Annotated in this window: 17 protein-coding genes; 7 read left to right on the plus strand and 10 right to left on the minus strand. The window is 62.0% G+C overall.

Annotated elements, in window-relative coordinates:
• Positions 1-26 precede the first annotated feature (26 nt).
• The gene (locus tag ACEXP3_RS09090; RefSeq protein ID WP_377296962.1) at positions 27-1,031 is read right to left on the minus strand and encodes a TRAP transporter substrate-binding protein; all 1,005 of its coding nucleotides are present in this window, start codon (positions 1,029-1,031) and stop codon (positions 27-29) included.
• Between the two features lie 550 nt (positions 1,032-1,581).
• Between ACEXP3_RS09090 and ACEXP3_RS09095 the strand changes: the two genes are divergently transcribed.
• Positions 1,582-1,779, plus strand: a complete 198-nt coding sequence (locus ACEXP3_RS09095) for a hypothetical protein (RefSeq protein ID WP_377296964.1) — start codon at positions 1,582-1,584, stop codon at positions 1,777-1,779.
• A 171-nt stretch (positions 1,780-1,950) separates the two neighbouring features.
• Positions 1,951-2,139 (plus strand): hypothetical protein, encoded by a 189-nt coding sequence (locus ACEXP3_RS09100; protein WP_210106983.1) that lies wholly within the window; start codon positions 1,951-1,953, stop codon positions 2,137-2,139.
• A gap of 268 nt (positions 2,140-2,407) precedes the next feature.
• On the opposite strand, the gene ACEXP3_RS09105 is transcribed toward ACEXP3_RS09100, so the two are convergent.
• Both ACEXP3_RS09105 and ACEXP3_RS09110 read right to left on the minus strand, forming a co-directional pair.
• Complete coding sequence (locus ACEXP3_RS09105; RefSeq protein WP_377296965.1) at positions 2,408-3,799, minus strand: HlyD family type I secretion periplasmic adaptor subunit; 1,392 nt, start codon at positions 3,797-3,799, stop codon at positions 2,408-2,410.
• Positions 3,800-3,814: 15 nt separating this feature from the next.
• Positions 3,815-5,932 (minus strand): type I secretion system permease/ATPase, encoded by a 2,118-nt coding sequence (locus ACEXP3_RS09110; protein WP_377296966.1) that lies wholly within the window; start codon positions 5,930-5,932, stop codon positions 3,815-3,817.
• Positions 5,933-6,218: 286 nt separating this feature from the next.
• Here ACEXP3_RS09110 and ACEXP3_RS09115 point away from each other — a divergent pair, with 286 nt between their 5' ends.
• Both ACEXP3_RS09115 and fdxA read left to right on the plus strand, forming a co-directional pair.
• Positions 6,219-7,964: a C2 family cysteine protease gene (locus ACEXP3_RS09115; protein WP_377296967.1), complete on the plus strand. Its 1,746-nt coding sequence runs from the start codon at positions 6,219-6,221 to the stop codon at positions 7,962-7,964.
• 315 nt (positions 7,965-8,279) lie between these two features.
• The gene (gene fdxA / locus ACEXP3_RS09120; RefSeq protein ID WP_377296968.1) at positions 8,280-8,609 is read left to right on the plus strand and encodes a ferredoxin; all 330 of its coding nucleotides are present in this window, start codon (positions 8,280-8,282) and stop codon (positions 8,607-8,609) included.
• A 30-nt stretch (positions 8,610-8,639) separates the two neighbouring features.
• On the opposite strand, the gene ACEXP3_RS09125 is transcribed toward fdxA, so the two are convergent.
• From ACEXP3_RS09125 to ACEXP3_RS09155, 7 genes are all read right to left on the minus strand, one after another.
• Positions 8,640-9,563, minus strand: coding sequence for a LysR family transcriptional regulator (locus ACEXP3_RS09125; protein ID WP_210106988.1), 924 nt, complete (start codon positions 9,561-9,563; stop codon positions 8,640-8,642).
• A gap of 41 nt (positions 9,564-9,604) precedes the next feature.
• Entirely contained in the window at positions 9,605-10,378 is a 774-nt protein-coding gene (locus ACEXP3_RS09130) for an enoyl-CoA hydratase-related protein (RefSeq protein WP_377296969.1), read from the minus strand.
• Entirely contained in the window at positions 10,375-11,535 is a 1,161-nt protein-coding gene (locus ACEXP3_RS09135; protein ID WP_377296970.1) for a CaiB/BaiF CoA transferase family protein, read from the minus strand. The genes ACEXP3_RS09130 and ACEXP3_RS09135 overlap by 4 nt, the downstream gene beginning before the upstream one ends.
• Positions 11,532-12,890, minus strand: a complete 1,359-nt coding sequence (locus tag ACEXP3_RS09140; protein WP_377296971.1) for an FAD-dependent oxidoreductase — start codon at positions 12,888-12,890, stop codon at positions 11,532-11,534. The genes ACEXP3_RS09135 and ACEXP3_RS09140 overlap by 4 nt, the downstream gene beginning before the upstream one ends.
• Before the next feature lie 82 nt (positions 12,891-12,972).
• The gene (locus tag ACEXP3_RS09145) at positions 12,973-13,824 is read right to left on the minus strand and encodes an ABC transporter permease (protein WP_377296972.1); all 852 of its coding nucleotides are present in this window, start codon (positions 13,822-13,824) and stop codon (positions 12,973-12,975) included.
• Positions 13,818-14,627 (minus strand): ABC transporter ATP-binding protein, encoded by an 810-nt coding sequence (locus ACEXP3_RS09150; RefSeq protein WP_377296973.1) that lies wholly within the window; start codon positions 14,625-14,627, stop codon positions 13,818-13,820. The genes ACEXP3_RS09145 and ACEXP3_RS09150 overlap by 7 nt, the downstream gene beginning before the upstream one ends.
• 5 nt (positions 14,628-14,632) lie before the next feature.
• Positions 14,633-15,667, minus strand: coding sequence for an ABC transporter substrate-binding protein (locus tag ACEXP3_RS09155; protein ID WP_210106994.1), 1,035 nt, complete (start codon positions 15,665-15,667; stop codon positions 14,633-14,635).
• A 213-nt stretch (positions 15,668-15,880) separates the two neighbouring features.
• On the opposite strand from ACEXP3_RS09155, the gene ACEXP3_RS09160 reads away from it, so the two are divergent.
• From ACEXP3_RS09160 to ACEXP3_RS09170, 3 genes are all read left to right on the plus strand, one after another.
• Positions 15,881-16,240, plus strand: a complete 360-nt coding sequence (locus ACEXP3_RS09160; RefSeq protein WP_210107066.1) for a hypothetical protein — start codon at positions 15,881-15,883, stop codon at positions 16,238-16,240.
• A 290-nt stretch (positions 16,241-16,530) separates the two neighbouring features.
• A complete protein-coding gene (locus ACEXP3_RS09165; protein WP_377296974.1) occupies positions 16,531-17,070 on the plus strand; it encodes a gluconokinase in 540 nt (179 codons plus the stop codon).
• Positions 17,071-17,124: 54 nt separating this feature from the next.
• Positions 17,125-18,504 carry a GntP family permease gene (locus ACEXP3_RS09170; protein ID WP_377296975.1) on the plus strand — a complete coding sequence of 460 codons (1,380 nt, stop codon included), beginning with the start codon at positions 17,125-17,127 and terminating at the stop codon, positions 18,502-18,504.
• The last annotated feature ends 4 nt before the right edge of the window (positions 18,505-18,508 follow it).

Consider the following 18,508-nt stretch of genomic DNA (forward strand, 5'->3'; position numbering starts at 1 on the left):
CCGGCGCAAGCCGGGCTGACGAACTCTTAGTTGCGGCCAACAGCCTTCAGATATTCAGCGACCAGATCCTTTGAAGGCGGGCCGATCCGCGTGAATGTCTTTTCCCACACGGGCCGGGCTGCGGCCTGCATCGCGGCCGCCACATCGGCCGGCGGCGCGCTCACCTGCATGCCGCCGGCGCGCAGCTTTTCGACAGCCTTGGCATCCTCGCCGGCCGAAACCTTCCAGAATTCCGGCTGCAATTCCGCGGCAAGCTTTTCCACCGCGGCCCGGTCCTCGGCGCTCAGCGCGTTCCAGGCGTCCTGGTTCACCAGCATGGCGTTCGAGGTCCACAGATGGTTCGTCAGGTATGTGTATTTGAGGAATTCCCAGTATTTCTGGTCGGCGGCGGTCGTCATCGACGTCGTGGTTGCATCGAGCGCGCCCGAGGCGAGGGCCGGCAGAACGTCCGCGATCGGCATCTGCACCGGTGTCGCGCCCAGCGCTTCGAAGAATTGCGCGGCATTGCTGTCAGGCGTGCGGATCTTCAGACCCTTGAGATCTGCGACGGATTTGATCTCGCGCCGGCTGAAGATCTGGTTGGCGGGCCAGGGCACGACATAGAGCACTTTGACGTTATGGCGTGACAGCCCTTCCTTGACCCTGTCCAGCACCTTGCCATGCAGGACCTTGAGGTCGCCCTGACTGGAAATCAGATAGGGCAGCGATTCGACGCCGCTGATCGCGACCTCGCCCACGGCCTGCGAAAGCGGTGCATCCGCCATGGGCACCACGCCGTCCCGCACGGACCGGATGGTCTCAGGCCCCTTGATGCCGAGCACACCGCCGGCCTGTACGTTGATCGTCAGTTCGCCGCCGGTGACGGCTTTGGCCCGCTCCGCAAAGGTCTGCGCATCGATCGTATGGAATTCCTTCGGGCCCCAGGGCAGAGCCATGTCCCATTCCTGCGGGGCGCTTGCCGCATTGGCGGCGTGCAGACAATACATCAGTGTCGAGGCGAGCAAGACGCTCGCCAGCCGTGCAATATTCATCGTCGCTGTTCCCTTTATCGGAGCTTTGCTCCTCTTTATGAGACCGATCTTTCAGCGGGCGACAGGTCTTGTCAACCAAAAATGCATACGCATTCACACATTAGCGACCTGTCTCCAACGGCGCGACCGGCCGCAACGCCTGCCATTCATTGAAAAGCCAGCGATATGAACATGCATCCGTCACCGATTGCCGCGTTTCCTGCCGCCGATCACGGTAGGCGATTATGCATGCGCATTCAGAAGGACATATTCGTAAAATCTGCCTTAGGCTCAATCGCGCATGTCGGGAGAGCGCCGCAAAACTGTCAGACCGCAGCTGCGGCATGGGCGCGCTCCTGATGCCGGCAAACAACTCCTGGGTTCCTCGAGTCCGAGGCTTGCGATCGGCGCGAGCGCCCGGAACTGCACGGCGGCTCGAAATTGCGCCTGACCAGGCGAAGCTGGAAAAACGTGCCCTTCGCTTTCCTGAATTTAGTACATCAATTTAATGGACTAAATTGACCCAAGACAACGTTTGTTAGAATATGGTGACAGACGCTGAGGGCCGGACATGACACCATTTTCTCTGCCGCATCTCGGCATTTTCGATTTTTCTGCCTTTAGACCCGGCGGCCAAGGCTTTGCTTCGCTGAAGCGTCGGGAGGAGGCGGAAACGAGCACCATGTCCGACCCTGTCGGCATGCCCGCCTCTGATGATCGCACGGAAAGCTCCCGGATTTACCTCTGGAGTTTCTTTCCCCTCTTCTGAAACACATGGTTTGTAAGAGACCATGATCGAAAGGTTACCTCATGTCCCGGATTGGCCCGCATGCAGCCATTCGACCCCTCAACACGGGTGACGCGCTCATGCGCTGTTGCCGCCTTGCAATCACAAGGGGTTGAGAATGCTCGAAACAATTTTAGAAGCCGAGGCTGCATCATGGAAAAGAGTGTTGTGGAATTTGCAGGTTTACCCGTCGGGATAGCCGTCAACGAAGGCAGTGTCTTCCGCTTCATTGCGGTGAAGTTTCATGTCATCGACCTGGATAACCAGAAGTTCGAAAGTCTCGGCGATCTGCGCAGAGCCATCGTCCGCCATCTGAACGACGCGCGCCAACTCGCCGCTTGAAATTGGCTCGCCGCAGGCGAGGATTGCTGGACCATTGTCCGCGAGGTTCGCATCCAAAAGCTTTATCAGGCTGCACCGCCGGGTCACGACTATGCCCTCGCGAACCTGCGCTATCCCCCTTCGCCACAAGCGATCGAGACAGCATCATCGTCATGAGATCGACGGATTCCTCCACCTCTGCTTCGGCCGTCTCCAGAAGAGCCGTCCCTCGTTTCTCAACGCACAAAGCCGCTGCCTTGCCGGGCGCGATGCCAAGCCGTGGTCCGGATTACCGTTCGCGCAAGCTGTCGTGCAGATGTTCAAGCAGCGGAGCGAGGAGGAAATCCATGATACGCCGCTTGCCGGTGAGGATCTCGGCCTTGATGGACATGCCGGGCTGCAGGGTTACCGTGTGATCGCCGTTCTTGAGAGCAGCGCCGGGGTCAAGGGCCACCCGCACCGCATAGCGCAGGTGCTCGCCAGCGCCGAGCGCGTCCGCGGCATCTCCCCGCTCAACACCCTGGGCCACCATGCCGGAGGACGCAGAGCCGGGATTGGCATCACGGTCGATCGACACGACGGTACCTTTCAACAGCCCAAAGCGCGTGAAGGGATAGGCATCGACCTTGATCTCGACTTGCTGGCCGGGGGAGACAAAGCCGACATCCCGGTTGCTGACGTCAGCCTCGATTTCGACAGGCGTGTCGATCGGGGCGATCGAGAGCAGTTGTTCGGCAGGCGTCAGAACGCCTCCGACGGCAAAGACATGCATCTGCTGCACCTGCCCGGCAATCGGCGCGCGCAGCGTGAGCAACGCCATCCGGCGCGCGGCCTTCGCCAGCGCCTCGTCGGCCGCGACCATCCGCTGCCTTGCATTCGCCAGATCGGCGCTCGCCATGTTTGAAATTTCCGCACCGGCTGCGATCATCTGCTGGCGCAAACCCTTGATGGCCGCATCCACCGACAGGAGCTTGGCCTGGCTGGTCTCGCGCTCCCCCTGGGCTTCCACCACGGACTGGAGGCTGGAGAGGGCCTGATACTGGGGCAGGAAGCCGCCCTGCGCGGTCTTCGAAACAATCTCGTTGCGCTTCTCGATGAGCGGCAGGACGGCGTCGAGCTTGAGGATCGTCTGGCGAAGCGACTCGCGTTCGGCGGTCTTTTCGGCAATGGCCTGCTCGATGCCGGCCATCCTGGCATTGGAGGCAACCACCTGCATGCGAAGCTGCTCCTCGGCCCGTCTCACCTCGTCTGCCGTCGTGTCCGGGACGGATGGGAAAGCCGCCGTCGGTCCACCTGCGAGAAAGGCGTCGAGGCGCATGATGTCGAGCCTCGCCTGTGCACGATCATGCCGAGCCCTGTCGAGTTCAGCGGCAGCCGTCGTCTTGTCGAGCTCGATGAGCGGTGCACCGGTGCTGACGATATCCCCGGGCTTGACGAGAATGGCGGCAACGGTCGAGGTTTCGAAAGCCTGCACGACCTGCGTCCGCGACGGCGTCACGAACTTCCCCGGCGCCACCGCAACGATGTCGACCTGGCCAAAATAGGCCCAGCCGATGGCACAGAGGGTCGCAACCCCGATCACACCGATGATCAGACGGCCCAGAGGATTGGGCGGCGTTTCCATCACCTCAAGAGCTGCCGGAAGAAAGCTTCGCTCGGGCGCATGAAGAAAGAGTGCCATGATTGATACTCCCGATTACCGAAGGCCGGCCTGAAGGCGGAACAGGTTCGAATAGCGCCCGTCTCCGGCCACCAGCGTCTCATGCGTGCCGTCCTCGACGACACAGCCCTCTTCAATGGTCAAAATGCGATCGGCGCGACGAACCGTGGAGAGGCGATGGGCAATGATCAGCACCGTGCGTCCCTTGCAGATCTCGCGCATGTTGGCCTGGATGGCGGCCTCGGATTCCGAATCGAGCGCCGATGTGGCCTCGTCGAAGATGAGGATGCGCGGATTGCCGGCCAGCGCACGCGCAATGGCGATCCGCTGGCGCTGTCCGCCGGACATCGACACGCCCCGCTCGCCGACCTTGGTATCATAGCCAAACGGCATCTGGGTGATGAAGTCATGGGCACCCGCCATGCGTGCGGCCTCAATGACACGCTCCAGCGGCATCGTCGGTTCCGCCAGCGCGATATTCTCGCGGATCGTATGATTGAAGAGGATATTGTCCTGCAGCACGATGCCGATCTGGCGCCTGAGGACAGCAGGATCAAGCAGGCTCACATCGATGCCGTCGATGAGGATGCGGCCGCTGTCCGGCTGGTAGAGGCGCTGGACGAGCTTGGCAAGCGTGCTCTTGCCCGATCCGGAGGGGCCGACGATGCCGACGACCTGGCCGGCCGGGACCTTGAGGTCAAGCCCGCGCACCACGGCGCGCCCTCCCGGCGTGTAGCGGAACGTCACGTCTTCAAACCGGATGTTGCCTTCGATCGCCTGCACCGAAATGGCCGTCGCCCCCTGCGGCTCGACCGGCGTGTTGAGAATATCGCCGAGACGCTCAACCGACAGGCGAACCTGATGAAACTCCTGCCAGACCTGCACAAGGCGCAGGATCGGACCGCTGACCTGCCCGGCCAGCATATTGAATGCCACGAGTTCACCGACGGTCATCTTGTTTGCGACAACGAGGCCGGCACCGATGTAGAGGGTGATGGCCGTCAGCCCCTTGTTGATCAGGTTGGCCACCTGCGAGGCCCAGTTGCCCAGTTGTGCGGCCGAAAAGCTCGCCGAGACATAGGAGGAGAGCTGATCTTCCCACCGGTTCTGGATCTGCGGCTCGACCGCCATCGCCTTGATGGTCTCGATGCCGGTGATGCTCTCGACCAGAAATGCCTGGTTTTCCGCGCCGCGCTTGAATTTCTCGTCCAGGCGCCTGCGGAATGCCGGCGTCGCCGAGAGCGACAGAAGTGCATAAAGTGGCAGACTGGCCGTAACGATCCAGGCAAGGGTCGATGAATAGAGAAACATCACCCCGATGAAGATCGTCCCGAACAGCAGATCCAGCACAAGCGTCATCGACGTCGACGTCATGAACTGCCGGATCGTTTCGAGTTCACGAACCCGGGCGACGCTGTCGCCGACGCGACGAGCCTCGAAATAGGAGAGCGGCAGGCGGACCAGATGCTTGAAGAGGCGCGACCCGAGCTCGACGTCCATCCGGTTGCTGGTATGGGCAAAGAGCCATGTCCTGAGGCCGGACAGAATCGCGTCGAACAGAGCAATCAGGGCAAGACCGCTCACCATTACGGTCAAGGTCTCGAACCCATGGTGGACAAGAACCTTGTCGATGACCGTCTGGAAGACCAGCGGCGTCGCCAGCGCAAACAGTTGCAGCACGAGCGAGGCAAAGAAGACTTCTGCGAGAATGAAGCGGTATTTCGCTGCCGCCGAGAAAAACCAGCCGAGGTTGAACTGGCGTGCCAGATCCGACACCGGCGCACGCTTGGCCAGCAGGATGAACTGACCGGCGGTCAACGCCATCAGTTCCGCGACCGGAACGAGGCGTGGCGACGCCTGATCGACGAACTGGACGAGAACCTGGCCATCGACATATTTGCCGGCGACGGCAAATCCGCCATCCTTCAGGCAGATGATTGCCGGGAAAGGCACACGGCCCACGCGGCCTGCGGCCATGACAACGCGCCGGGCCTTGACCGGAAAGCCCCGGGCGCTGCGCAGGACGTCAGTGATATCGAATGGCTCCGCCTTGCCAGCGTCCCGCCACAGCCGCAAGGGGTCGGTGACGATGCCGTTCAGATGAAGGACAAGCGCCAAGGCCCATGCGCCACTATCAGGCAATCCGGAATGCATCGTCTGTTAAGCCCCTGTGTGAAGACCTGAGCTTAGGCGGCAGGCTTTGCGAAGGCGTTAAGCGCCCCAGATTTCGGACAATTCGGTTAAAAATGTATGGATCGGGCTCGGCGCGGCCCGACGGATGCCCGCAGGCTTCATTCGGCATTCCCACCGGAGCGGCACCGGACTGCCGAGCCGATTTTTGGACATACATTAGAATTTTAGAATTCTTCGTAAAAGCGCATCAAGGCGTGCGTGTCAGGGTCGGAGCCAACGAGTAATCCCGGCGACGAAAGAGGATGGCATGCTTGACCTGATGAACAATGACGCGTTCTCCTTAGACCGACCATTGAAAAAGGCCGGCGGCATGAGCGGCTTGAGCGACGATCCGGCCGAGGCGCTCCCGCTGCGCTCCACCCCTCACTTTGCCGACCAGGCCAGTGCCTTTGCGCAGGCCATCGTATCCGTGCAGCAGCCGGTCTTTGCAAGCGACGCCGGCCATGGCGGCAAACACTCCCTGTCGACGGCACTCTCGTCTGCAAGCGCCTCGCAACGCTCCCTGCCTGGCCTCCCGGCCCGCCCGACCTCCGCGCTCGTCTCGTCGCTGCCGGTCGCGGCTGCCGTCGCAACCACTGTCAAAACACCTTCGACCGTCGTCGTTGCCGCAACGACCGGTGCGGCCAAGTCGACTGCGGGTGCTCTGCCGACATGGGCGTCGAAAATCGTCACCGCCTCGATCGCCAGGGACCTGTCCTCTGCCATTTCGACCGGCACGGTCACCGAATCCGGCCTGGCGACGATGATGACAAATCTCGTTTCCACGCTGACGACCAGCAAATCGACACTGACGGCGCAGCACTTCAACGATCTGAAGACGATTGCAACCAATCTGAGCACGATGGGCACGACATCGTCCTATATCAACTATGTCTTCAACGCGCTCGTCAACGGCCACAGCGCGAATGCCACCTGGACCGGCGGCGCCGCGTCATCGGTGAAGCTGGGCAACCTCGCTACCGGCTCGACAGCCGCCCAGCTTTCCAATCTCACCGGAAAATGGCTCCTGGGCACCGACACACCGAGTTCGGCCGTCAAGGTCGGCAGCTCGAACTACAAGATCAGCTATTCGATTGCGTCGAAACCGCTCTTTGCCACCTCCGGCCCGGCCATGACCGACATCAACCAGGGTGGCCTGGGGGATTGCTACTTCCTGGCGAGCTGCGCCGAAATCGCCAGCCATAACGCCGATCTCCTCAAGTCCATGTTCACCGACAATGGAAACGGCACCTATGGCGTGCGCTTCTATTCCAACGGCAAGCCGCAATATGTCACGGTCAACGCGCAGCTGGCCAATGGCGGCTCGACGTTCGACCATTCAAGCACCAGCCTGTGGGGGCAACTGGCGGAAAAGGCCTGGGCGCAGTTCCAGGCCGGCGGAATTGCGACTGGCAACACGAAGGTCAACTACGGCAATTCCTATTCGACGATCGGCAATGGCGGATATGCGACCAATGCACTGGCTGCCCTGACCGGCGCCACCGCCTTTACCGAATACTACGGAAACGGCTCCAGCTGGTCGGCCTATACCCGCAATGCTTCACTCGTTTATACGGGTGCCCAATCAGGGCTGACCACGGCAAGCATCCAGTCATCGCTGATCTCGGCGCTCAATGCCGGCTATAACGTCGTCCTGTCGTCCTACACCAATGCCAAAGACGCACAGAACAAGACCACGCTGGTCTCCAGTCATGCCATGTCCATCTATGGCTTCAACAGCGACACCAACATGTTCAAGGTCTACAACCCCTGGGGCACCGCCGGTGCTTCGCAATCCTGGCGCACGACGTTCGAGGTCGGTCTTTCGACCCTGCTGGCTGCCAAGGATGTCATCAGCGTCGACAACGTCTCGGCCGCCGTATCCTCCGTTGCATCGGTTGCATCGAAGCTCACCAGCTCGATTGCATCTCTGACGTCTTCGGATGCGGCAACGGCAACCCTTGCCAACGTCTCCTCCACCAGCCCCAGAATTGAACTCGCAAACGCCGCATAGGTTGGCGGCGACGATCCGGGCTTCTTCCTCGGCAAGGCGCCTCATCAGCCTGTCGATGTAAACGGCCTCAAAGCCCAAGCTCCCGAGTGAATGGCCGGTGAGGGTGCCAGGGACAGCGTATGAAACGACGCGGTCTCCGGCATCATCACCGGCCGTGATCGTTTCGCATGCCGTCCGGCATTTGCCAATTCACGACTAAGCGTTGCCCAATCGGCAACGAAGACTGCTCAAGTCTCAACTTCCCAGCAATGCGCCACTCTGAAAACATAGCGCCTGGCAGTCCCCCATCTGGACGAGACCGAGGAGCATTCCGGCATGGCCTATGTCATCACCCAGCCTTGTATCGACGTCAAAGACGGCGCCTGCACGGCCGCCTGTCCCGTCGATTGCATTTATGAGGGCGGGCGCATGTTCTACATCCAGCCGGACGAATGCATCAATTGCGGCCTTTGCCTGTCGATCTGTCCCGTCGATGCGATTGCATGGGATGAGGAGGTGGCGCCGGAGGCTCATCGTTTCATCGAGATCAACCGGCAGTTCTTTTCCAGCGCGGTAAGCGGCCTCGGCTCCCCCGGCGGCTGGGAGAAGGTGATGCTCCCCCTCGACCATCCGGACGTTGCAGCCTTCAAGAAGGAATCCGCCTGAAAACAGCCTGGTGTGGCCGTCAAACATCCGTCAGCGGGCGACGATCTCTTCCATCGTCGCCGCAAAGGCTGCAAGCCGGTCGGAAAGGTATCCGGCCATGACTTCGGAGGCATAGGGGAGCTTGCGGGTCCGGGGTGTCATCACGCCCAGGCGTGCGGCCTCGCTGCGGATGCCGGAAATCGGCAGCGCCAGAACCTCGCCCCGCTTCAACTCCTCATAAAAGCCCATGGGCGTATAGAAGGCGACGCCATGCCCGGAGAGAATCAGCGGCTTCAGCATCATCTGGTTGTTGCTGGAGACGAGCGCGCGGGCGTGTCGCTCCAGCGCCCCGAGTTCGAGCGAAAACATCCAGCTCGTCACGTCATTGTCGAGCTGCAGCAGGAGCTTGAACTGGGCGCATTGCTCCACCGAAACCGTCTTCATCTTCGCAAGCGGATGCCCCTTGGCAACGATCGCCATGATCGGCATGGGCACAGAATATAGAAGCCGCACATCGCCCGGCCGGGCAATATCAAAGGTGATGCCGACATCCACGTCATCATCCGCCAGAAGGCCGAAGATGCGGGCATAGTTTTCCGTGCGAATGCGAAAATCGACCGCCGGATGGTTCCGGGTGAAATCCACCAGGCACTGCGGCATGAAGGTGATCGCCAGACTGTCGAGGCAGGCGATCGGAACGCGCCCGGTGATCTTGCCGGCAAGATCGCCAAGCTCGCCGCGCATCACCTCGTAATCCTGAAGCGTCGCCTTGGCATGGCGAAGCACGATCCGCCCTGCCCCCGTCAGCCGCAGACCATCCGGCAGCCGCTCGAACAGCGGGATGCCCAGCTCATCCTCCAGCTTCTTGATCTGGCGGCTGAGCGCGGATGTCGCGACATGCAGCTCTTCGGAGGCCTTGCGAATGGAGCCGGAGCGGGCAACCGCCGCAAAATACTTCAGGATGCTGGCGTGCATGGCGTCTCCGGCAGTTTACGCCTGACTGTCTTACCGCAAGCTCAGCGTCCCTTCCAGACCGGCTTGCGCTTCTCGATAAAGGCGGCCACGCCCTCCTGCGCATCCTCGCTCTGCAGCGCCCGCACCAGCGGCTTGGTTCTCAAGGCCTGCGCTTCGGCAGGAGACAGATGGCCGGTGCGGTTGACGGTATGCTTGATGGCTTTCAGCGAGAGCGGCGCGCAGGCGACGATGTCACTGACCCAGCGCTCGACCGCTTCGTCCAGCTGCTCGGGTTCCACGACTTCGTTGACGATGCCGAACTCATACATCTCGGCGGCGCTGAACTGCCGGCCGGTCATCAGCACGGCCATGGCACGATTATGTGGGATTTTCCGCTGCAGGAGCACCATGCCGCCATCGAGCGGCATGCGCCCGACGCGCGCCTCCGGCAGGCCGAAGCGGGCATTCGAGGCGGCAATCACGATGTCGCAGCCGAGAACCATTTCGAACCCGCCGCCGAGCGCAAAGCCGTTGACGCGGGCAATGACCGGAACATCGAGGCTGCGGCGGAAGGACAGCCCGCCAAAGCCGTTCGGCCGGTCCTCCGCCCAATAGTCCAGGCCGGATTTGTTGACGCCCTTCATATCGGCACCGGCACAGAAGGCTTTTGTGCCTGAGCCCGTCAGCACCACGCAGCTGATGTCGTCGCGCGCCTCGATCTCCCGCCAGATGGCTTCGAGGGCGGCTTCCGTCGCCGCATCAACGGCATTCATCCGGTCCGGTCGGTCGAGCGTCACCCGCGCGACCCGGTCGCTCACCGCAAACTGCACGCTCATGCCGCATCCTCGCGGCCTTGAGGGCCGATCGTTGCCAGAATTTCGGCATTGTGCTCGCCAAGGCGGGGCGGCGGAATACGAACGCGCACTTCCGCCGCCGACATGTCGATGGGCGAGCCGATCAACCGGATCGGCCCTGCGGCCGTTTCGCCAGCCTCCAAGATCATGCGGTTGATCAGCGTCTGCTCGTCTTCCAGGGCTTCGGCAATGGTGCGCACCGGCGCGCAGAGGATATCCACCGCCTCCAGGCGCTTCACCCAATGGGCGGTCGAATTCTTCTTGAACTCCTCGCGGAAGACGGTCTGCAGTTCCGGGCGGTGCTGCATCTGGACGTCGAAATTGGCGTAGCGCGGATTGGCCGAAAGGTCCTCGATCTGAAGCGCCGTGCAGATATCCTGCAGCGGGTTCTGCTTGAAGGCGCCGACCATGACGATCGCGCTGTCGGTGGTCTCGAAGACTCCGGTCAGCGGGAACGCCCCCCAGTTCAGCTCCCTGTTGCGCATCATATGCACCGTGCCCTCCTGCATCTGCATGGCGAGCATCGAGGAATAAAGGCTGACGGCCACCTGCTGGCCCTCACCGGTCTTTTCGCGATGCAGAAGCGCCAGCAGAATCCCCTGCACGAGGTGCATCCCGGCGGAAAAATCGGCAAGCGGCGTGGCGTAGATGGACAGCGGATGGTTCTGGTCGGACTTGCGGCGCATGACACCGGACACGGCCTGCGCCAGAACATCCTGCCCGCCTTTGTGCTCATACGGACCGGTGAGGCCATAGCCAGTTCCGACGGCGTAGATGAGTTTCGGGTTGCGCGTCTTCAGTGCCTCGTAGCCGAACCCCATCCGCTCCATCACGCCGGGGCGAAAATTGTTGACGACGACATCCGCCTGGTCGATCAGCGCCAGCACGCTTGCCCGCGCATCCTCGCGTTTGAGGTCGAGCGCCAGGCTGCGCTTGTTGCGGTTCAGCGAGCAGAAGACGGGGTTGTTGAGCCCGTCCGGATCAGACCCCAGCGACCAGCGCGAGAGATCGCCGATCTTCTCCTTCTCGATCTTGATGACGTCTGCGCCGTAATCGCCCAGCATCTGCGTGCAGCAGGGGCCAAGCATCACTTGCGTGAAATCCACGACACGAATGCCGGACAGGGGAAGAGTGGTCATTCGGCTGCCTCCAGGTAGCTGGCATTGGCGGAAGGGGCGTCACCCGGATCGGCCCCTTGCGCGCGCATCTGTTTCTGAATGGATTTGATATCGGCCTTGCGCACCGTCGTTCCGGCGTTGAGGGCAACGGTTGCCGCCACACCCGCCGCCTCGCCCATGGCCATGCAGGGTGGGATCTCGCGGCTGGATTTCTGGGCCTGTGGCGTTGCGGAATAATGACGGCCGGCCACCAGCAGTTGGTCCACTTCCTTAGGCAGCATGGCACGGTAGGGGGTGTAATAGTCGCGGCCGCGGCAGACGGTGTCGGCAAAATGCCTGCGGCTCATCACGTCATCCTTGGTCACCACATAGTCGCCCTGCAGCATGCGGGTCTGGCGCACGCCCGTCTGCGGCGCAAAATCCACCACATAGGCCTGTTCGAAGCCGGGCATTTTGGCGCGGGCGAACTCCAGCAGCCGGCCCATGCGTGCCCTGCCCTCCATTTCCGCCGCCGCCAGGTCCTCGACCTTGAGGCCCGAGAGCTTTGGCATGTGCGGGCAGTTGAGCCAGACAACGCCCGGCAGCGGGGTCTTCAGCCACCAGTAGGACCAGCAGCCGCCAATGAGGCGCTTGGCTTCATGATCGAGCGCCTTGAAGGCGTCCGGCTCCTCGAATTCGAAGCGTTCGGCCGCTTCCGTATCGACGCCGCCCCAGCGGGAGACGGTGGTCAGGATGAACGTGTCCTCGATGTAGGAGGCACCGGCATTGGCCGCCACATCGAGATCGCCCGTCGTATCGATGACGACACCGGCCATGATGGCCTCAAGACCGGATTTCGTCTGGCAGACGACGCCCTTGATCACCCCGTCCTCGACAATCGCGGAGGAGAACCAGCTATGGGTGCGAAGCTTGATGCGGCTTTCGGAAAAAATGTCGTAGGCCACCTGCTTGAAGCCATCCGGATCGAAGGCGGCGGCATAGCAGATCGGATGCGGCGCGGTCGGCGTATGGAAGTCGAAGAGGCCCCAGCGCGCCCAGCGGCGCCAGCTTTCCGGCAAGTCGCGGCTGTCGATCTGCCGGTCGTTTTCATCCGGCACGACGCACAGGTTTTTCGAGCGCATCCGCTCGATCATCTCGGTGCAGATGCCCTGCACGGTAATCTCCAGCCCGTTCACCATGTCATCGAGCACGAGCACCATGCCGCCTGAAGCGAGCCCTCCAAGATAGGGGTAGCGCTCGATCAGCGTCACGGAAGCGCCGTTGCGAGCAGCGGAAATGGCCGCCGAAATCCCGGCAGGACCGCCGCCGACGACGACAACATCGGACCGGTCGACAATGGTCGCGGGGCGTTGAGGGATTAGGATGGTGGCGTGCATGGTCATTCCTCCCGGTCGTGCCGGCATGGTGAAGGGTGCGCGACCTCACGGGCCGCGCGATTATTGGGTTTGTGGGGAAGGTCTACTCGTGGCTGGAGGGCTTCCAGCGGACGACCTTCCTTTCGGCAAGGGACACGGCGAAGAACAGAAGCACCGCCAGCGTCGCGGCAATCACCACCGTCGCGTAGAGGAGCGGCGAGCGGAAATTGTAGGTCGCCTCGATGATCAGCGCGCCGAGCCCATAGCTGGAGCCGATCCACTCCGCCACGATGGCGCCCATCACGCTGCTGGTGGCGGCGATCTTCAGCGCCGCAAACAGGAACGGCAGGGAGGCGGGGATGCGGACCTTCCAGAAGATTTCCGTCGGGCTTGCCGACAGCACCCGCATCAGGTCGAGCATGGCCGGGCTCGTGGATTTCAGGCCCTGCACCATGTTGACCAGCGTCGGGAAGAAGCAGATCAACCCCGCAATGATGATCTTCGGTGCGATGCCATTGCCGACCAGCAGCACGAGAATGGGAGCAAGCGCGATGATCGGGATCGACTTGATGATGACGGCGACCGGATAGAAGGCCTTTTCCGCAAGCGGGCTATAGACGAACCAGATCGCCAGCAGTACCGCCACCAGATTGCCGAACAGGAAGCCCAACGCCGCCTCCAAGAGCGTCGGCAAAAGGTTGTTCCACAGGGTCGCGCCATTGTCGTGGAAGGCATAGAGCACCGCGACGGGACTGGGCGCCATGAAGGTCGGCACCGAGAAGCCCCAGACGATCAGCTGCCACAGCGCAATGCAGCCGGCGATGGCCAGCATGGCCGGCATGTTGTCCGCGACCGAGGAGAGGACACGACTTGCTCTCGAGACCCGGCGGGGCTCGTCAGCGGCAATCTTGTCGTGGACGGGCGCGATGGAGGAGAGAGTGTCGGCCATCAGCATTCCTCCAGAAGACGACGCAGATGCGCGGTGATGCGGATGAACTCGACCGTATCGCGGATCGCCAGTGTGCGCTCGGACGGAAGGTCCACCTTGAGGAACTCCTTGACGCGCCCCGGATGGGCGGCAAGCATCAGCACATATTCGCCGAGGAACACCGCTTCGGGGATCGAGTGCGTGACGAAGACGATGGTGGTTCCCGTCTCCTTCCACAGCCGCAGCAGTTCCTCGTTCAGCTTGTCGCGGGTGATCTCGTCCAGCGCCCCGAAGGGCTCGTCCATCAAGAGAATGCGCGGACGGCTGACGAGCGCGCGAGCGATCGCCACCCGCTGGCGCTGGCCGCCCGAGAGTTCATGCGGCAGCGCGTTCTCGCGGCCTTTGAGGCCGACAAGCGCCAGAAGCCTCTCCGGATCGGCATAGTTCTGCGTCTCTCCCCGCCGGCCGACTTCCAGCGGCAGACGGACATTGTCGAGAACGCTGCGCCAGGGCAAAAGCGTCGCCTCCTGGAAAACGAAGGCGAAGTCGCGCCCTTCGCGCGCCTTCTGCGGCGTCTGGCCCAGCACGGAAATGGATCCATCGCTGATGTGCACCAGATCCGCAATGCAGCGCAGAAGCGTCGATTTCCCGCAGCCGGAAGGGCCGATCATCGTGACGAGCGCCCCCTTCGGAATGGTCACCGACACATCCTTCAGCGCTGTGAATTGCGACAGCCCGGTGCCGAAGCGTACGTCCAGATGCTCGACGGACACGGCAGCAGGTGCCACGTCCTGCGCTGGAAGGTCCATTTTAGGCTGAGCCATGGCCATGAGCATTATCCTACCTGTTTGCGGATGTCGGCGGTCGCTTCCAGAACGGACAAGGTCATGATCTCGTCCACCGTCGGCACCTTTTCCTTGAACTGTCCGAGATCCGCATAGGACTTGATCTGGGCTGCCCAGTTCTCTTTCGTCATCGCACCCCAGCCCACCGTCTTCGTGGTATCGTTGAAGGCGAATTTCATCAGCGGCCCGATGGCCTCCAATTCACTCGCCTTGTCGAGATTGGGGAAGGCTTCGACGAGAAGATTGACCGCCTCTTCCTGGTGATCGCGGGCATAGCCCCAGCCGCGGGCGGTGGCTGCCATCCAGCCTGCAAGTTCCTTGGGGTGGTCGGCGAGCTCCTTGTCGGTCGTGTAATAGACATTGGCATAGAGCTGGATGCCGGTATCCCACAGCATCAGGTCGACACGGTCGTCGCCCAGTACCTTCAGCGCATTGGTGTTGGTCAACCAGCCGACGACGGCATCGGCCTGGCCGGTGACGAGCTGGTTCATGTCGGCACCCATATTGACGATCTTGACCTTGTCTTCGGGCACGTTGTTCTTGGCAAGCAGCGCGCGCAGCAGGATAGTACCGGTTGGCTGGATGGCGACCGTCTTGCCGATCATGTCCTGCGCCGAGCGGATCGGCTTTCCCTTGCGGGAGAAGTAGGCGTAAGGGTGTTTCTGATAGCCGGCGGCAATCGCCTTCAGGGGCACGCCGGCGCCGCGCGCCAGCATGACGGAGGGACTGGAGGAAATCTGGCCAAGCGTGCTCTGGCCAGACGCCACGCCCGCGACACCATCGACATTTGGGCCGCCCGGCACGATTTCAAGCTCGATGCCCTGTTCGGCATAATAGCCCTTCTTCATGGCGACGACCTCGCCCAGCAGGCCGTTGGAGGCAAGCCAGCCCAGCTGCAGGCGGATCTTTGCCGGCGAGGCGGCGCTGGCCGGCTGGATCGAGAGCAGTGACTGGCCCGCAGCAACAGCCCCCATGGCCGCTGCCGTTGTGATGAAGCCTCTTCTGCTGACTGTGAATTGCGACATGTGGATCCCCTCTCTTTTTCGAGATTTATGACGGGATCATTGCCGAAGTGGGCGTTCTCATAAAGAACAATTTTGAGTTCATGCCATTGCCGAATGGGCAATCCTCTCGCTCGTCATTGCTGGCGCAAAGCCCCTATGTCTTGCGACGAAGACGCGCTACACTTTCACGCGTCAACCAATGAAAACGCTGGGAGGAGCAATTTCATGAAGCGGATGTGGCCGGAGAAATTCGAATTCATTCTGGACAACGCAGAGGAAGTGACCCTGGATATCCGGCCGGCGGCCGAAGAAGGCGCACACAGTGACGTGGCCCATCGCCAGGCCCTGAAGGTGCGTCTCACGCAGGAGGAGTATGAAAGCATCTGGCCTCTGGCGGAGGCACGCTACCGGCTGGCTGGAAAGTTCCACGGCAAGGCTATCACCCTCATCGTCAACAATCCCCATTACCATCGCTGGCACCCGGCGAGTGCCGGAAGCGTCGCCATGACGTCCGACAGCGGCAAAGAGTATACGATCCCGTACATGACCGTCTATTTCCTGCTGGACGATGTCCGGGAGACCGCTGCCGCCTGACATATGCCCCCGGGCGGGCCACGAGCCTGCCCGGTCGGCGTCGCAGCAGGCCGGCGTTTGGCACCGCGGCCTGCCAATCGCCGCCGTTTGCGGCCAGCCTCCGCAGCCCGGGCATTTGCCCAACACGGCCTCTTGATCGGGCCGATGTGGCTGCTTTCCCGTGCCTTTATCCCCGACCAACAACCTTGAGTGAGCAAAAACTACTTTATCGGGGCGCAAGCGCCTGATATGAGCGCTCGTCATATTTCTTTTCGCCGGGGGGCGCGGGGGGTAGCACATGGGATCTCCAGATGAGCCAGACCTCCAAGAGCATGCCGATAGCCCTCATCGTGATGGGCCCCTCCAGCACGGGCAAGACAACCACTGCCGAGCTCCTGTCCCAGGAGCTGAAGTGGGAGTTTGCCGAGGGCGATACCTTCCATCCCGCCTCGAACATTGAAAAGATGTCTGCGGGCATCCCTCTTGACGATGCCGATCGCCAGCCCTGGCTTGAAAAGATCCGTGACTGGATCAGCGAAAAGGCGGACGCGGGCGAAAACGTGGTCATTACCTGTTCTGCCCTGAAGCGCAGCTACCGGGACATTCTGGCAAGCGCTCGCGCGGATGTGCGCTTCATCGAACTCGTGGCGGACAAGAAGCTGGTGGCCGAGCGGATGGCGATGCGAAAAGGTCACTTCATGCCGCCTTCGCTGCTCGAATCGCAGTTTGCCACGCTTCAGGTTCTCCAGCCCGATGAAAACGGGGTGAAAGTCACCGTCGATGCACCGCCGAAGATCGTTGTCGAGCGCGCATTGTCCGGGCTCGCCCTGACGTCTCACATACATCAATAAATACAGCGCGTATCGGGATCCTGGGGATCCGATACCCGAAGAGGGAGTGGCCACGTGCCAGAATTCGAACAGACCTTGGGCGCAGGCGCGCTCATTTCCATCGCGGTCGGGGCCGTTGCCCTGCTGCTGTTGCTGATCATCCAGTTTCGCGTCCATGCCTTCGTGGCCCTTATTCTCGTGAGCCTGCTGACTGCGATCATCGCCGGCATTCCGGCGGCCAATATCCTGACGACGCTCACCTCCGCCTTCGGCTCCACGCTGGGCGGCGTGGCACTTCTCGTCGGCCTTGGCGCAATGCTCGGTCGCATGTTGGAAATTTCCGGCGGCGCGCAGGCACTGGCAGACGCGCTGGTGGCGCGGTTCGGCGAGAAACGGGCTCCCATGGCGCTCGGCATTGCCTCGCTGTTCTTCGGCTTTCCGATCTTCTTTGACGCCGGCCTCGTCGTCATGCTGCCGGTCGTCTTCACGGTCGGCCGGCGGCTGGGTGGCGGCCTGCTCCTTTACGGTATTCCGGTTGCGACGGCATTCTCGGTCATGCACGTCTTCGTGCCGCCGCATCCCGGACCCGTGGCCGCCGCCGAACTTCTCGGCGCCGATGCCGGGCTTCTGATCCTCGTCGGCCTTGTCGTTGCCATCCCCACCTGGGTGGTCGCAGGCCAGCTGTTCGGGGCCTGGATCGGCAAGCTGATCGTCCTTCCCATTCCGGACGGTTTTTCGGCCGACGCTGCAGCCGACAAGGATTTGAACCCGCCAAGCCCGGGTCTCGTCGTTTCGCTTCTTCTGCTGCCGCTCATCCTCATCTTCATCAATACGGGGCTTGATTTTGCCCGCGTGCAGGGATGGGTGAGCAAGGAGGCCGGCTGGTTCCAGCTGGCCCGCACCCTTGGCGCAACGCCGATAGCGCTTCTCATCTCCGTGCTTGTCGCCGGCTATGTGCTGGGGCCGATGCGGGGTCGCAGCGCCGTCAAGGTGGAGCGCATTCTCGATTCGGCTTTGGGGCCGGTCTGCTCGATCATCCTGATCACCGGCGCCGGCGGCATGTTCGGCGGCGTTCTACGCGCCTCCGGCATCGGCAAGGCCCTGTCGGATGGTCTCTCGGATATCGGCCTGCCGGTTCTGGTTGCCGGCTTCCTGGTCGCCACTGCCTTGCGGGTCGCGCAGGGGTCCGCAACCGTGGCGCTGATTACCGCAGCCGGCCTCATCCAGCCCGCCGTGCAGGCGGCCGGCTATCAGGGTCTGCAGCTTTCGGCGATCGTCATCGCGCTTGCCTCCGGCTCGGTCATGCTCTCGCATGTCAACGATTCCGGCTTCTGGCTGGTCGGACGCTTCTTCAACATGGACGTCAAGACCACCTTCAAGACCTGGTCTGTCATGCAGACATTGGTCGGGCTGATCGGCTTTGCCCTGTCGGGCCTGATCTTCTGGGCAGGCTGACCAG

Source organism: Neorhizobium fuzhouense, from assembly GCF_042611105.1.
GTDB lineage: Bacteria > Pseudomonadota > Alphaproteobacteria > Rhizobiales > Rhizobiaceae > Neorhizobium > Neorhizobium galegae_A.